This is a genomic window from Shimia sp. NS0008-38b, from assembly GCF_040370365.1.
GTDB lineage: Bacteria > Pseudomonadota > Alphaproteobacteria > Rhodobacterales > Rhodobacteraceae > Shimia.
Window position 1 is genome coordinate 103,543 of record NZ_BAABWQ010000005.1, and the last position, 13,719, is coordinate 117,261.

At 54.0% G+C, this 13,719-nt stretch carries 14 protein-coding genes; 8 read left to right on the plus strand and 6 right to left on the minus strand.

Annotation, left to right across the window (positions count from 1 at the left end; genetic code table 11):
• The first annotated feature begins 53 nt into the window (after positions 1-53).
• The 8 genes from ABWV47_RS20940 (at position 54) to ABWV47_RS20975 (ending at position 6,723) form a co-directional block, all read left to right on the plus strand.
• Positions 54-578 (plus strand): TRAP transporter small permease, encoded by a 525-nt coding sequence (locus tag ABWV47_RS20940; RefSeq protein ID WP_353315366.1) that lies wholly within the window; start codon positions 54-56, stop codon positions 576-578.
• Complete coding sequence (locus tag ABWV47_RS20945) at positions 578-1,858, plus strand: TRAP transporter large permease (RefSeq protein ID WP_353315385.1); 1,281 nt, start codon at positions 578-580, stop codon at positions 1,856-1,858. Before ABWV47_RS20940 ends, ABWV47_RS20945 begins: the two co-directional genes overlap by 1 nt.
• Positions 1,859-1,866: 8 nt before the next feature.
• Positions 1,867-2,172 carry a cupin domain-containing protein gene (locus ABWV47_RS20950; RefSeq protein WP_353315367.1) on the plus strand — a complete coding sequence of 102 codons (306 nt, stop codon included), beginning with the start codon at positions 1,867-1,869 and terminating at the stop codon, positions 2,170-2,172.
• 16 nt (positions 2,173-2,188) lie between these two features.
• Positions 2,189-3,013, plus strand: coding sequence for a 5-dehydro-4-deoxy-D-glucuronate isomerase (kduI, locus tag ABWV47_RS20955; RefSeq protein WP_353315368.1), 825 nt, complete (start codon positions 2,189-2,191; stop codon positions 3,011-3,013).
• Positions 3,010-3,753: a 2-dehydro-3-deoxy-D-gluconate 5-dehydrogenase KduD gene (gene kduD, locus ABWV47_RS20960; RefSeq protein ID WP_353315369.1), complete on the plus strand. Its 744-nt coding sequence runs from the start codon at positions 3,010-3,012 to the stop codon at positions 3,751-3,753. The genes kduI and kduD overlap by 4 nt, the downstream gene beginning before the upstream one ends.
• Complete coding sequence (locus tag ABWV47_RS20965) at positions 3,743-5,158, plus strand: mannitol dehydrogenase family protein (protein WP_502959729.1); 1,416 nt, start codon at positions 3,743-3,745, stop codon at positions 5,156-5,158. The genes kduD and ABWV47_RS20965 overlap by 11 nt, the downstream gene beginning before the upstream one ends.
• Positions 5,155-6,324, plus strand: coding sequence for a mannonate dehydratase (uxuA, locus tag ABWV47_RS20970; RefSeq protein WP_353315371.1), 1,170 nt, complete (start codon positions 5,155-5,157; stop codon positions 6,322-6,324). Before ABWV47_RS20965 ends, uxuA begins: the two co-directional genes overlap by 4 nt.
• Before the next feature lie 87 nt (positions 6,325-6,411).
• A complete protein-coding gene (locus ABWV47_RS20975) occupies positions 6,412-6,723 on the plus strand; it encodes a hypothetical protein (protein WP_353315372.1) in 312 nt (103 codons plus the stop codon).
• A gap of 233 nt (positions 6,724-6,956) precedes the next feature.
• Here the strand turns inward: ABWV47_RS20975 and ABWV47_RS20980 are convergent, their stop codons facing one another.
• From ABWV47_RS20980 to ABWV47_RS21005, 6 genes are all read right to left on the minus strand, one after another.
• A complete protein-coding gene (locus ABWV47_RS20980; RefSeq protein WP_353315373.1) occupies positions 6,957-8,369 on the minus strand; it encodes a 3'-5' exonuclease in 1,413 nt (470 codons plus the stop codon).
• Positions 8,369-8,890 carry a hypothetical protein gene (locus tag ABWV47_RS20985; RefSeq protein ID WP_353315375.1) on the minus strand — a complete coding sequence of 174 codons (522 nt, stop codon included), beginning with the start codon at positions 8,888-8,890 and terminating at the stop codon, positions 8,369-8,371. The genes ABWV47_RS20980 and ABWV47_RS20985 overlap by 1 nt, the downstream gene beginning before the upstream one ends.
• Positions 8,891-8,907: 17 nt before the next feature.
• Complete coding sequence (locus tag ABWV47_RS20990) at positions 8,908-10,743, minus strand: DUF294 nucleotidyltransferase-like domain-containing protein (RefSeq protein WP_353315376.1); 1,836 nt, start codon at positions 10,741-10,743, stop codon at positions 8,908-8,910.
• A 150-nt stretch (positions 10,744-10,893) separates the two neighbouring features.
• Positions 10,894-12,681 carry a sodium:solute symporter family protein gene (locus ABWV47_RS20995; RefSeq protein WP_353315377.1) on the minus strand — a complete coding sequence of 596 codons (1,788 nt, stop codon included), beginning with the start codon at positions 12,679-12,681 and terminating at the stop codon, positions 10,894-10,896.
• An 18-nt stretch (positions 12,682-12,699) separates the two neighbouring features.
• Positions 12,700-12,957, minus strand: coding sequence for a DUF4212 domain-containing protein (locus tag ABWV47_RS21000; protein ID WP_353315379.1), 258 nt, complete (start codon positions 12,955-12,957; stop codon positions 12,700-12,702).
• Positions 12,958-13,023: 66 nt separating this feature from the next.
• Positions 13,024-13,707 carry an adenylate kinase gene (locus ABWV47_RS21005; RefSeq protein ID WP_353315386.1) on the minus strand — a complete coding sequence of 228 codons (684 nt, stop codon included), beginning with the start codon at positions 13,705-13,707 and terminating at the stop codon, positions 13,024-13,026.
• Between the last annotated feature and the right edge of the window lie 12 nt (positions 13,708-13,719).

Consider the following 13,719-nt stretch of genomic DNA (forward strand, 5'->3'; position numbering starts at 1 on the left):
GGGGCCTGCACTTTTAGGTGCAGGCCACTTTTTGCTCGATCAAGGATGTGCGCGTGAAAGACACAATGAAATCAGTGGCCCTTACCACCGGTCTGCTGGCCCGGGTGGCACTTTGGGTGGCAGGTGTGGGGTTGGTCGCAATGACAGCTCTGATCGCGGCTCAGGTCTTCTGGCGCTATATTTTGAATGACAGCATCGTCTGGACCGAGCCTGCCTCGGTGATGATTATGGGCTGGTTCATCTTTTTGGGTGCCGCTGTCGGTATCCGCGAAGGATATCATCTGTCCTTTGATGTGATGCTTTATCTTGTACCCGAAAAGGCCAAACTGGTCCTTTATTCGATCTCTGATCTGGCCGTCACTGGATTTGGGATTGGCATGGTTTGGTTTGGTTGGAAATTGGCAGTTAAAACCGCCGGAAATATGCTGCCAAGCCTTGGCATCTCTGGTGCCTTTGACTTTGCCCCTCTGGTTGCCGGAGGGATTCTAGTGGTTCTGTTTTCGGTGGAACGCGTGGCCCGTAGAGCTGCGGGATTGCCAACCGCCCGGTTCGGCGAAGACGTAGCGGAGCCTCAATGATGGAACTGTATGTCTTATTCGGAACTTTCGTATTTCTGCTCCTGATCGGCACCCCGGTAGCCTTTTGCCTGGGCGTCTCCAGCTTTGCAACAATTGCATATTTGGGCCTGCCGCCAGTGGTGGTTTTCCAGCGGTTGAATTCTGGCGTCTCGGTTTTTGCCTTAATGGCAATTCCCTTCTTTATTTTCGCCGGTGACTTGATGGTCCGGGGTGATATCGCCCGCCGGCTGGTCGCCTTGGCAGGCGCGTTTGTGGGCCACTTGCGGGGCGGCCTCGGTCAAGTAAATGTGTTGTCATCAGTGATGTTTGGTGGCGTGTCTGGGTCGGCCGCAGCCGATGCGAGCGCGGTGGGTGGCCTAATGGTGCCACAAATGAAAGAGCGCGGCTACGACGTTGACTACGCTGTTAACATCACCGTCGTCAGCTCGATTATCGCGCTGATGCTGCCCCCGTCGCACAACATGATCATCTATTCTATTGCTGCAGGAGGACGCATCTCAATTGCTGACCTGTTTACTGCAGGTATCGTGCCCGGTTTCCTTTTGGCGCTGGCGTTGATGGTCGCGGCATGGTGGGTGGCAAAGCGCAAAGGCTACCCCATCCAAAAGTTTCAGGGATTTCGCATGATCGGAACGCTTTTCGTGTCTGCGGCTCCGGGTTTGGTGCTTGTCGCTATTATTTTTGGTGGCGTGCGGTCGGGCATCTTTACCGCCTCGGAATCGTCCAATATCGCGGTCGTTTATGCCCTCCTGGTGACTTTTTTTGTATACCGGAGCCTGAGCTGGAACGATTTTGTAGAGGCCACGCTGGCGGCCGTGCGAACCACCGCGATGGTATTGCTGGTCATTGGATGTGCTGCGGCATTTGGGTGGTTGTTGGCCTATACGAAGGTCCCAGCTTCAATGGTTGCAATGTTGAAAGGCGTCTCTGACAACCCGATCATCATCCTGTTGCTCCTCAACGTGGTTCTTTTGTTGCTGGGCACCTTTATGGATATGTCGCCGCTGATCGTCATCACCACACCGATTTTCTTGCCAGTGGCAACGGCCTTTGGCGTCGACCCTGTGCATTTCGGGGTCATTTTGATCCTCAATCTTGGCATTGGCCTTTGCACGCCGCCCGTTGGCGCGGTGCTGTTTGTTGGCTGTGCCGTGGGTCGAATTCCGGTCTGGGACGCGGTGCGTTCGATCTGGCCATTCTATGGAGCGGCTTTCGGCACTCTGATGCTTGTTACTTACATTCCGGCGCTGTCGCTTTGGCTGCCGTCGTTGTTTCACTGAGGGAACCAATGGAATATCCAATCAAGTCCACAGGGCCAGGCGTGACGCGTCAAGTTCTGGCGGAAAATTCAGATCTCATGCTGGTCGCATTTAGATTTGAGACAGGTGCCAAAGGTGACCTGCATAACCACCCACACGTGCAGGCAACCTATGTTGAATCTGGGCGCTTTGCTTTCTTTGTTGAAGGCACTGAGCACGATTTGGGAACTGGGGACAGTTTGATAATCCCGTCCCAAGCCAACCATAGCTGCGTCTGTCTTGAGGCCGGCACTTTGATTGACACATTCACGCCGCGCCGCGCTGATTTTCTCTAACTCGAAAGACACAAATATGCTTAAGAGCCAAACTCGATACGCCATCGACCCTGCCACCGCCAAGACTCTAGACACGGATCAGCTTCGGGATCATTTCCATGTCGGCGGATTGTTCGCTGAGGGAGAGATCAACCTTGTTTACAGTCATTATGACAGGTTGATTCTGGGATCAGCTGTGCCGAAAAACGGCGCTTTGACGCTGGATCACATGCCAGAAACTGGTACCGCCTCTTTCTTAGAGCGGCGCGAACTTGGTGTCCTCAATATCGGTGAAACAGGCACCATCAGCGTGGGCGGTGAAGACCATACGATTGAGCGTGGAGAAGTGCTTTACATCGGTATGGGTGCCGGTCCGGTGACGTTTTCGGGGGCCGGACGTTTCTACTTGTTGTCTGCACCGGCCCATCGCAAATGTCCCACCAGGTTGATCAAGTTGGCCGATGCGAAACGGGTCGAACTTGGTGCTCGCGAAACAGCGAACGAGCGCGTTATTTTGCAGTTCTTGCATCCCGAAATTGCCGACACCTGTCAGCTTGTAATGGGATGTACACAGTTTGCCGAGGGGTCAGTCTGGAACACGATGCCGGCCCATCTGCATGATCGCCGGATGGAAGCGTACCTGTATTTTGATGTTGGCACAGATCAACGGGTTTTCCACATAATGGGCGAGCCTGATCAAACCCGACACATTGTAATGGCAAACGAAGAGGCGGTAATCTCACCGCCTTGGTCGGTGCATTGCGGGGCTGGCACCGGATCTTATACGTTTTGCTGGGCGATGGCAGGCGACAACGTTGATTTTACAGACATGGATATGGTTGCCATGGGGGATTTACGGTGAACAACCCATTCTCTCTTTCAGGACGTCGCGCGCTCGTGACTGGGGCAAACACAGGTATTGGGCAGGCGATTGCCATTGGTCTCGCGCAAGCAGGTGCCTACGTTATCTGCGCAGGCCGCAGACCATCTGATGATACATTGCGCGAAATCGAAAATTTGGGTGGTGGCGCCGAAAACCTTAGCGTGGACTTCGGGGACCCTATGATTGGGCAAACCTTGTTCGCAGACCAAGAGATCGACATTCTGATCAACAACGCCGGAGTTATCCGACGCAATGACTCGGTCGATTTTACCGAAGACGACTGGGACGCAGTGATGGATGTGAACCTGAAGTCTTTGTTTTTCACCACGCAAGCTTTCGCCAATGAAATTTTGGCTCGCGACGGCAAGGGAGCGGTTGTGAATGTCGCGTCCCTGTTGTCGTTTCAGGGGGGAATCCGTGTTCCGTCATACACCGCATCCAAACATGGCGTGGCAGGGTTGACCAAACTGTTGGCCAATGAATGGGCTGCAAAAGGCATCAACGTCAACGCTGTGGCCCCTGGCTACATCGAAACCAACAACACCCAAGCCCTACGCGATGATCCAGCCCGCAATCAGTCAATTCTTGACCGAATTCCCGCTGGGCGTTGGGGAAGCCCATCGGATATTGCTGGTGCGGCAGTCTACCTTTGTACGCCAGCCGCGTCTTATGTGCATGGAGCAGTGCTAAACGTAGATGGAGGATGGCTTGCCAGATAGAGCTGTGAAATCTGGCCCAGCTACGGGAATTGTGCATTTGGGTTTAGGTGCATTTTTTCGGGCCTTTGGATGCGTTTACGTTGCTGACGCAATGAAAGAGTCAGGTGGCGATTGGGGTATTGTTGGCGTCTCATTGCGCAGTCCAAATACGCGTGATGCACTGCGCCCACAGAACTGGACTTATACAGCCGTTACACTGGCAGAGGACAGCGCAGTGCCGCGCAAGATAGATGTTCTCAACGATGTATTGGTGGCAACGGAGGACCCAAAGGCTGTCCTGGATGCTATGGTTGATCCAGCAGTCAAAATTGTGTCGCTGACGGTCACAGAGAAGGGCTATTGCCACAATCCGGCAACCGGGATGTTAAATCCAGACCATCCCGATGTGCAGCATGATTTGACCCATGATGTGCCGGTATCTGCTATCGGATTTCTGATGCGGGCGCTGCAAATTCGCCGCGCAGCTGGAACCGCGCCCTTCACAGTACTGAGCTGCGACAACCTGCCCGAAAACGGGCGTGTTGTTCGCGGTGTGGTCCTAGAGATGGCGCGTCAGATTGATCCCGGTTTGGCGGATTGGATTGCAGCCGAAGGTCGTTTCCCCTGCACAATGGTAGATCGTATCACGCCAGCCACGACCCAAGATGATATCAGCCATGTTGCGGCACTTACAGGAACGGCTGACGCCGCTCCTGTAATGCATGAACCGTTCTCTCAGTGGGCGATAGAAGATGATTTCGTAGGAGGGGAGCGCCCCGATTTTGCGGCAGCTGGTGCAGAATTGTTGGCGGATGTCACCGCTCATGAGCACATGAAGCTAAGAATGCTGAACGGGACACATTCCGCGTTGGCCTATACAGGCTATTTGGCAGGGTATGAGACGATTGATCAGACAATTGCTGATCCGGTTTTTACCGCCTATGCCCGCGCTTTATGGAAAGAGATAATTCCTGCTGTGATACCGCCTGTGGGCGTCAGTCTTGAGACCTATGCTGGTGAGTTGCTCGCGCGCTATGCCAACCCTGCCATTAGACACAGTACTTGGCAGATCGCCATGGACGGCAGCCAGAAGTTACCGCAGAGATTGCTAGGAACCCTGCGTGAGAACCTCGCGGATGGGCGTGCATCGCCATGTTTGTGCCTCGCTGTGGCTGCATGGATGCGTTACGTCAGCGGCACAGATGAGAGTGGCGAACTTATTGATGTTCGCGACCCTTTGGCAATGCAACTGCGCGGGATTGCGACAGCTCAAAAGACCACTGCTGATATCGTATCGGCTATGCTGTCAGTGCGCGAAATCTTTGACGAAGACCTTGCTGGCAAGCTTGCTGCTCCCGTAACTCAAGCGGCAGACCTTTTATGGAACCAAGGCGCACGATATGCATCACAAGAGGTAACGGCATGATCGAAAGCTGGCGATGGTACGGCGAATATGACACCATTGCATTGAGTGAGGTCGCCCAGACAGGCGCGCGTGAGATCGTGACTGCGCTGCATGATATCCCTTATGGTGAAGTCTGGCAGATCGACGCGATTGCCGCGCGCAAGGCGCAAATACAAAACGCTGGTTTTGAATGGAACGTTGTTGAAAGCCTACCTGTCCACGAACGGATTAAGCGTGGAGAAGGTGATTTGGCACAGCTGTTTGCCAACTACCGCCAGTCTATGGCCAACCTAGCGGCTGAAGGCATCAAGACGATCTGCTATAATTTCATGCCTTTGCTGGATTGGACCCGCACTGATTTAGCCGCGCCGGTTTCTACTGGAGCGACGTGCCTGCGCTTTGACGCTGTAAAAATGGCTGCGTTTGAGATCAACATTCTGGGTCGTCGCGCTGCCGAGGACGACTATCCGGAAGATGTCCGTCAGCGCGCTGTTGCGTGGTTTCAAAAATCAACGGCAACTGAACGCGACAACTTACTGGCGGCAATCATGGCAGGGTTGCCGGGGGCATTTGAGCGATTTGATGTCGCTGGTTTGCGCAACGTTCTGGAAAGCTATAAACACATTGACCGCGAAGCGCTGCGCGCGAATTACCGCCGCTTCCTGCAAGAGGTTGTCCCGACGGCTGAGGAACTTGGGATGCGTCTATGTGTGCATCAGGACGACCCGCCGCGCGATATCCTTGGGCTGCCGCGGATCGTTTCAAATGGGGCCGATCTTGATTGGGTATTGGATGCGTATGACAGCCCGGCCAATGGCGTTACACTGTGCGCCGGGTCGTTAGGGGCAAATCCAGATAATGATGTGCCTGCGATTGCAGCGAAAGTTGCCGAGCGTATCCACTTTGTGCACCTGCGCAACGTTCGGAAAGACCCAAATGGATCGTTTGAAGAAGCAGACCACCTGGGTGGAGATACTGACATGGTGGCGTTGGTCCGAGTGATTTTGCAAGAAGAAGCTCGGCGCCGTGACATTGGGCGCAGCGACCATGAGATTCCGTTTCGCCCAGATCACGGCCATCATATGTTATCTGATCTAGCGCGCGATTTGATCCCTGGATATCCGTTGATAGGACGTTTGAGAGGTTTGTCAGAATTGCGCGGGGTCATCCGCGCTTTGAGTTACTAGACTTAACCGGTCCGACCTCAGCGCTTTTGAGACCAAAAAGCGGTATGTGCTGGGAAGGGGTTTGTTGCTCCTCCTAGCCACCCAAGAATGGATGACGAGAACAAGAATTCTGAGCCCCGGCGAGAAGATCATCAAAGACATCATCATGTCACGTGCAAAGAGTATTTAGCTGAAGAGATTGATGACTACGTCAACATATTGGTGCTGCGCCCTGACAAATTCCCAATGGGCGCGATCAAAGCGTATAAACAGCGAGCCCACTGTTCCATCGACACGCCAATTGGCGAAGCCCTAAAGTCCGAGGCCTGCTGGCTGTGTCAGGCGGCCAGCAAGACGGCGGCAGTGAAGCGTTTTAACATTTCAAGTGAACAGGGGCTCGAACATGCCATTGACAACTAGTGCAACTGGGAAACACCTGTGATGGATGTTCTAAGCATCGGCTAAAAGGCAGGGTTCAGAGGGTACCTGCACCTCTCGACCAGAGGTCCGCCTTGACCGGTAAAATCCCCGATGGCGCGGCCTACCTCGCGGCGTCGGCAGCGGCGTTTGCGCTCAAAACTATCGAATGCAATTGCACTGAGGCACGCACTGCGGGCAAACTCAGGGAAAGTGGATCGATGCCGAAGTCGCTCCTAGTTTAGATCGTCAAGCAATCGCCCATGTTTGCGGCTCTGTGCGAGGACGTCGCCCAAGGTGGTATATCCGCGGGCTGCAAGCATGGGCAACATTCGACAAAGAGCCTCAGCTGTTGCAGTGGCGTCACCCAATGCTGTATGGCGCAGCGCTGGCTCAATCGTTACGCCCAGTCTGTCGCACAATGCATCAAGAGTGTGGCGCTCAGTCGTTCCAAACAGGATCGCGGACAGCAGTACTGTGTCCAAAATAGGGTTTGACCAAGTGATATTCATCTGATTGCCATGTCGGTGCATGAAGGCCATGTCGAACGGAGCATTGTGCGCGACAATAACGGAGTCACGTGCAAAGTGGTGGAACTCGTTTACCACGGATTTTGGTGTTGGTGCATCCAAGACCATTGCATCGGTTATGTGATGCACACGGGAAGAAGAAGATGGGATCGGCCGCCCGGGATTGATCAAACGATTGATATGTTCCCCTTCAATGATCTTGTTTCTATGAACACGCACGGCGCCGACCTGCACCAACTCGTCTTTGTGTGGTAGAAGTCCGGTCGTTTCACAATCAAATATTACAAATGAAATTTGATCGAGTTTGCGTTGTGAAAGATCTGACGTTGGTTGGTCCGCGAGCAACTCAAAATCAAATGTCAGCGGGCGGGTGTCGTCTGGCGCAATCATTGCATGCGCTTCGTCAATCAAAAGCAAGTAGCTGTGTGCGCCTTGAAGTGGTTTTAGACGTGCATCAAATGATACGCGTCTGTCTGGACACGTCGCTTTGAACTTGGTTTCAATCCCGGTTTTCACGAGGCGATTGTAGGCTGCGATAAGTTGTTCGCGCGCTACATAGTCAAAGATCACGGCATTCAACCGGGGGGGGGCGATTTGCGCAAGCGTTCCTGCAGCTTGACCGTCGTAGAGAACAATTCTGTGTTCTGGACTGATGAGTAGGATGGCCACCGGCACTTCGGTCAAAATAGCTGCCAGCTGTTCTCGTTGTGCCACAAGAGCATCGGTTTCAAGTGCAACCATCCCGGCAACATCCGTTGTTGTGCTGCTCAGCTTTAGACTTACGGCTTCGGCGGCGTGCGCAAGATCGCCAAGAAAGCGAGCCGAATGTGTGTCGACTTTCACATCAACGCCTGCATGGGCACGGGCGCGAAGTGTTGTGGACAAGGACTGGATCGGTTTTGCGACGTTTTCGTCAAACAACAACCAGATACCGATCGCCAATCCAAGAAGGCCAAAGCCGGAGATGATTCCAGCCAAAATAAAACCGTTTGCGACGCCCTCGGTCAGGGCGCTGCGATACCCAAAAGCAAGTGCGACCGAGACAATTGTAAACCCGCCGCATGCAAGGAGCACAAAAAACAAAAAGATGCGCAAACGTAGGGAAACATCCGATAGCATCACATCGCCTCGCACATTGCTTTCAGCAATGGATCTTCAGAAGAGGCGGACACCCATTGCGCGCCTTGGATTTGCCCTGCATCGTCAAACGAGATCGCATCGATCAGTGCGGCGCGCTTTCCTTTGATGCAGTCTGCGGCCACGTTAAGACGGTTCAGAGGTGCCCAACGGCCATAAAAATAGACTTGGGCAAGCTTCAACCCAGGGTGGCTTTCGTTGATTTGTATCGAGGTCGTGTCTAATGCGACAAATCGTTCGGTCATTGGCGCCACATAGGTCCAGGGCCGCCAAACAGCTGTTGTCTGAACGGTTTCAACCACGTTCAAACCATCGGGTAGAGTAGAGGACGTGCGTGAGTACCAGCTGTATTCTGAACTGATGGTTGCTGCTATCATCGCAGCGCCCGCAGCCACCGGTGTCAGCCAATTGGGCAGACGCCCTCTGGAAAAGCGCACGGCAACCATCATCAGGCCCGCGCCGGCGACTCCGGCAAAAATAACACCTAACAATTCGAGAAACATGAGCAGAATCCTTTTGTCTAATGCGGCGCGCTGCGTCCGTGACCAATGGCAGCTTGTAGGGATTTCACAACGACAAAAGCATCGCGCAAATGGCTGCGCTCAAAGTCTGAAAGATTGGCCGGAGCAAGGAAGTTGTCAGGGGCTGTGCCTGATTGAATTTGATGGCGTTGATGTTCCAGTCGCGTTTCGGCGATAAGGTCATAGGCGTTGAGTAAGTCGGCAACCCCTGAGGCGGACATACCCGATTGCCCGTCACGTGCGGCCTTAAGCCGAGCACGGGTGTTTGCTGGTGGCAATCGCCCTTGCAAAGCTGCAAGCCGAGCAAGATCAACTACGGGCACCACCCCGTTGTGTTTCATGTCGATCTGATGCTTGTGTTCACCGGACCGAATGGTGGCGAGTCCGCGCAGCATTCCTAGTGGCGGATGATGTTTGAGTGCATTTGATGCCATGTGGGCGACAAAAATGGAGTTTTGCGACGCGGCGTTGAGCGTTTCATTCTGTAGGTCTGCAAAACAATCTAAAGGGCCGCCAATTGGGCGCAGGTCGAACATGACGCTTGCCAACATTTGCGCTTCTGGGTTCGGCGTGCTTATCCATCCAGCAAAATAGTCTCGCCAGACCTGCAGCGGTTGCCGCCAAAGATCCGTGGTCGCCATCATATCGCCGGGGCAATACACGTAACCGCATGTGTTGAGCCCGTCGCAAACGAATTTGGCCAGTTCTGCAAAGTAGCCATTGCGCATGTCTTCCGTGGTCGCGTCATCTAAAATCAGGCAATTGTCTTGATCACTGACCCCTGTCTGTTCCTGTCGCCCCTGAGAGCCGCAGGCCAACCAAAGATAGGGCACTGGTGGCGGGCCAAAATTGGCTTCGGCCAATGCAAGCAGGCGGCGGGTCACAGTATCGGCGACATCTGTGATCAGGCGCGTGACGACGTCGTGGCGGTGACCTGCTCCAACCAATTGCGCGAGGAGTTGAGGAATGCGAGCTGTGGTCCGAGCCATTTCTTGAGCGGTATTGGCCATGGCAATGTCGCGGACCATTTCGGCACTGGTAACAGCCTGAAAACGCGTCAGATCGGTTTGAGTGACAATGCCAACGAGTGTATTCTTGTCAACAATGGGGATATGTCCAAATCCGTGCTCCATCATCATGTGAAGGACGTCCGAACCAATCGCGCTTGAAGGCAAGGTGTGTGGGGAAGGGGTCATGATTTCGGCGATGGCTGTGTCTGGCTTTCGATTTTCCGCCAAAATTCGGTTCACCAGGTCGCCGGTAGTGACAATGCCCAAGAGATTGTCACCATCAACCACGCAGAGGGATGAAATTCCTGTAGACCGCATTTTTTGGGCGGCGGCGTCCACTGTTTCATGGAGGCCAATCGTTTGTGGCACACTCGCCATGATGGCGGATAATTCGGTCGTCGCGAGGTCGCCGATCGAAGCCCTCCTTTCGGAGGTTCGCGTACGATCAAAAAAACGGCGCACGGAGGCTTGTGATTGTAGCAGCGAATGGAAACTGTCGGTTGGCAACATAAGCAGCGTCGTCTCAGTTTCACAGCGCGCGCTTGTTGCCGCCCGGCCATTATTGAGTAGCCCTCGCTCGCCAAATGAATTGCGCAAGCCTAGGTGGGAGATCACGGTACCGTTGTCATCTCGCACCTCTACAGTTCCGTTATGGATAAGAAAGAGTCCCTTCAGTGGATCACCGAAGTTATAGACCGTTGAGTTTTGCGACAGCGTGAGGAGCTCAAACCTTGCGCCCAGACTTTCTAGAGTTTCATCTGAAAGGCAGTCGTATGGGTGCACTGAGCGCAGAAATCGAGTGATCTGATCTGCCGTAAGCGTCATAGCACCACCTTGTCATGTCTGGTTGTGAGGTCACAAGTGGCGCTGAGGACACATGTCGCCGCTTGAACGAATAGGTTGGGTTAGTGAATGCCCTTCCCGGAATGACCGGAAAGGGCTTGAGTAATGCGTGATGCCTTTGGGCGCTGCTGCTCAGTGATCCTGAGCGGCACCTGCGCCGCGGGGAACGCGCACGCTTTCGACAAGTGCTTTGATCTCCGAAGGTGTCTCTTTGGTCATGCCTGACACGATGTAAGCTACGGTAAAGTTCACTGCTGCGCCGATCGCACCGAAGCTTGTGGATTTCACCGTGCCCAAAAGCGGGTCAGCATCGGTGAAGGAATTGGTGCCCGGAATGAACAGCCAGCCTTTGTGTAAGAAGATATATACCAATGTTACACTGAGACCGGCCAGCATACCCGCGACTGCACCTGCGTTGTTAATTCTGGTGGAAAAGATTCCCATCATCAACGCCGGGAAAATCGAGGCGGCTGCCAAACCAAAGGCCAGCGCTACGGTCTGTGCGGCAAAACCCGGCGGGTTGAGACCCAACCAAGTGGCTACCGCAATTGCAACACCCATAGCGATACGTGCTGAAAGCAACTCGTTTTTCTCAGAAATCTGTGGGTTGATCGCCCCTTTGATCAGATCGTGAGAAACTGCCGAAGAGATTGCCAGCAACAGACCCGCTGCGGTGGAAAGTGCGGCTGCGAGACCGCCAGCAGCAACCAGACCAATCACCCAAGACGGAAGGTTGGCGATTTCCGGGTTGGCCAGAACGAGGATGTCGCGGTTAAACTTGGTCAGCTCGTTGCCTTGCCAACCCTTTTCCGCCGCCATTGCCTGAAGATCAGCATCCTTGTCGTTGTAGTACTGGATTTGGCCGTCGCCGTTCTTATCTTCCCAATCCAAAAGACCGGTTTTCTGCCATGTGGCCATCCAGTCGTATTCTGGTTCGTTCTCTATCTGCTGGGTGGTGACTGCGTCACCTGAGATGCCGCCATTTGGCCACATCAGCTCGGATATGTTCAGGCGTGCCATCGCACCCACCGCAGGTGCGGTCAGATACAACAGTGCGATGAACACCAGTGTCCAACCCGCGGACCAACGTGCGTCCGATACTTTGGGCACGGTGAAAAAGCGCATAATGACATGCGGCAAACCCGCAGTACCGATCATGAGAGACAAGGTGAAGAGCACCATGTTCAGCGTATCTGCGTGGTGTGCTGTGTATTCCTTGAAACCAAGCTCGGTCACCACTGCATCCAGTTTGGCCAACAGTGGCTCGCCCGAAGCAACGTGATCACCAAACAGACCCAAGGCAGGGATTGGATTGCCTGTCAGTTGGAGAGAGATAAAGATTGCCGGAATGGTGTAGGCGGTGATCAGAACGCAATATTGCGCCACTTGCGTGTAAGTCACACCTTTCATGCCGCCGAACACAGCGTAGGCAAACACCACACAAGCACCAATTAAGAGACCGGCGGTGTTGGAAATCTCCAGGAAGCGACCGAAAGCCACCCCAACCCCGGTCATCTGACCGATGACATAAGTGGTGGAGGCAACAATCAGGCAGATCACTGCAACAATGCGTGCGGTCTGACTGTAAAAACGGTCACCGATGAACTCTGATACGGTGAATTTACCAAACTTACGCAGGTAAGGCGCAAGCAAAAGCGCCAGCAGCACGTAGCCACCAGTCCACCCCATCAGGAAGGAAGAGTTGTCATAGCCGGTAAAGGCGATAAGCCCAGCCATGGAAATGAATGACGCTGCGGACATCCAGTCCGCGGCAGTCGCCATACCATTGGTGACTGGGTGGACGCCGCGTCCGGCGGCGTAAAATTCAGATGTGGATCCCGCACGGGCCCAAATCGCGATGCCGATGTAAAGCGCAAATGACGCGCCCACAAACAGCAGGTTGATGGCAAATTGGCTCATTGTCCCTCAGATCCTTTGTTATTCATCAACGCCATGTTCGGAGTCGAGTTTGTTCATCTTCCAGGCGTAGAAAAAGATAAGCGCCAAGAAGACGAGGATGGATCCTTGCTGTGCAAACCAGAATCCAAGGTCGGTGCCGCCGACGGCGATGCCGCTCAGCATTGGGCGCAGCAGAATGCCGAACCCGAATGAAACCAGCGCCCATATCACGAGGCTGATCAGGATGATGCGCACATTGGCTGACCAATATGCGGCGTTGGATGAGTTGTCGGACATAGAATGTCTCCTCCCTCTGTTTGTGTTCCTCAACATATGGTCGCGCGTGCGGACCTATGTTCCCCTTTAGGTGGTCGCTTCAGAGACCACCGCAGCGAGTTCTTGTGCGATGAAGTCAATTTTTCCCATCGCATCGATGCGTTTTAGTGTGCCTTGCCCCTCATAGTGGGCAATCAATGGTGCCGTTTGCGCGTGGTAGGCGTTTAGTCGGCTGGCAACGGTTTCGGCGTTGTCATCTGCACGGCGTTTGAAATCTGTCCCGCCACAGTTGTCACACACGCCGTCTTTTTTGGGGGGCTTGAAACTGTCGTGGTAACCTTCGCCACAACTGCCACATGTGAAACGGCCCGAAATTCGAGCCACCATGTTGGTGTCCTCAACTTCAAGGCTGATCGCGGCATTGATGCGCTGCCCACTGCCTGCCAGCAACTCATCCAGCGCTTCGGCCTGAGCCCCTGTGCGGGGGAAGCCGTCCAAGATCACACCCTTGGCACAATCGGTGTCTTTTAGACGGTCCTTTAAGATGGAGATTACAATTTCATCAGACACCAGATCTCCTGCGTCCATCACGGCCTTCGCAGCCAATCCAGCTTCTGTGCCGGCGGTCACGGCTGCGCGTAACAGGTCTCCGGTGGACAGTTGCACTAGGCCAAATTGCGTTTGCAATATACGGGCCTGAGTGCCTTTCCCGGCCCCGGGCGGGCCGAGCAAGATCAAAACAGGCGTGGATGTTTTTACCTTTTCCAACATGCGCTTATCCCC

What these genes read in the sequence shown, in the direction of transcription:
- ABWV47_RS20945 (WP_353315385.1), top strand. Translation starts at nt 578, where the DNA reads ATGGAACTGTATGTCTTATTCGGAACTTTCGTATTTCTGCTCCTGATC.
- ABWV47_RS20950 (WP_353315367.1), top strand. Translation starts at nt 1,867, where the DNA reads ATGGAATATCCAATCAAGTCCACAGGGCCAGGCGTGACGCGTCAAGTT.
- kduI (WP_353315368.1), top strand. Translation starts at nt 2,189, where the DNA reads ATGCTTAAGAGCCAAACTCGATACGCCATCGACCCTGCCACCGCCAAG.
- uxuA (WP_353315371.1), top strand. Translation starts at nt 5,155, where the DNA reads ATGATCGAAAGCTGGCGATGGTACGGCGAATATGACACCATTGCATTG.
- ABWV47_RS20975 (WP_353315372.1), top strand. Translation starts at nt 6,412, where the DNA reads ATGGATGACGAGAACAAGAATTCTGAGCCCCGGCGAGAAGATCATCAA.
- ABWV47_RS20980 (WP_353315373.1), bottom strand. Translation starts at nt 8,369, where the DNA reads ATGCTATCGGATGTTTCCCTACGTTTGCGCATCTTTTTGTTTTTTGTG.
- ABWV47_RS20985 (WP_353315375.1), bottom strand. Translation starts at nt 8,890, where the DNA reads ATGTTTCTCGAATTGTTAGGTGTTATTTTTGCCGGAGTCGCCGGCGCG.
- ABWV47_RS20990 (WP_353315376.1), bottom strand. Translation starts at nt 10,743, where the DNA reads ATGACGCTTACGGCAGATCAGATCACTCGATTTCTGCGCTCAGTGCAC.
- ABWV47_RS20995 (WP_353315377.1), bottom strand. Translation starts at nt 12,681, where the DNA reads ATGAGCCAATTTGCCATCAACCTGCTGTTTGTGGGCGCGTCATTTGCG.
- ABWV47_RS21000 (WP_353315379.1), bottom strand. Translation starts at nt 12,957, where the DNA reads ATGTCCGACAACTCATCCAACGCCGCATATTGGTCAGCCAATGTGCGC.
- ABWV47_RS21005 (WP_353315386.1), bottom strand. Translation starts at nt 13,707, where the DNA reads ATGTTGGAAAAGGTAAAAACATCCACGCCTGTTTTGATCTTGCTCGGC.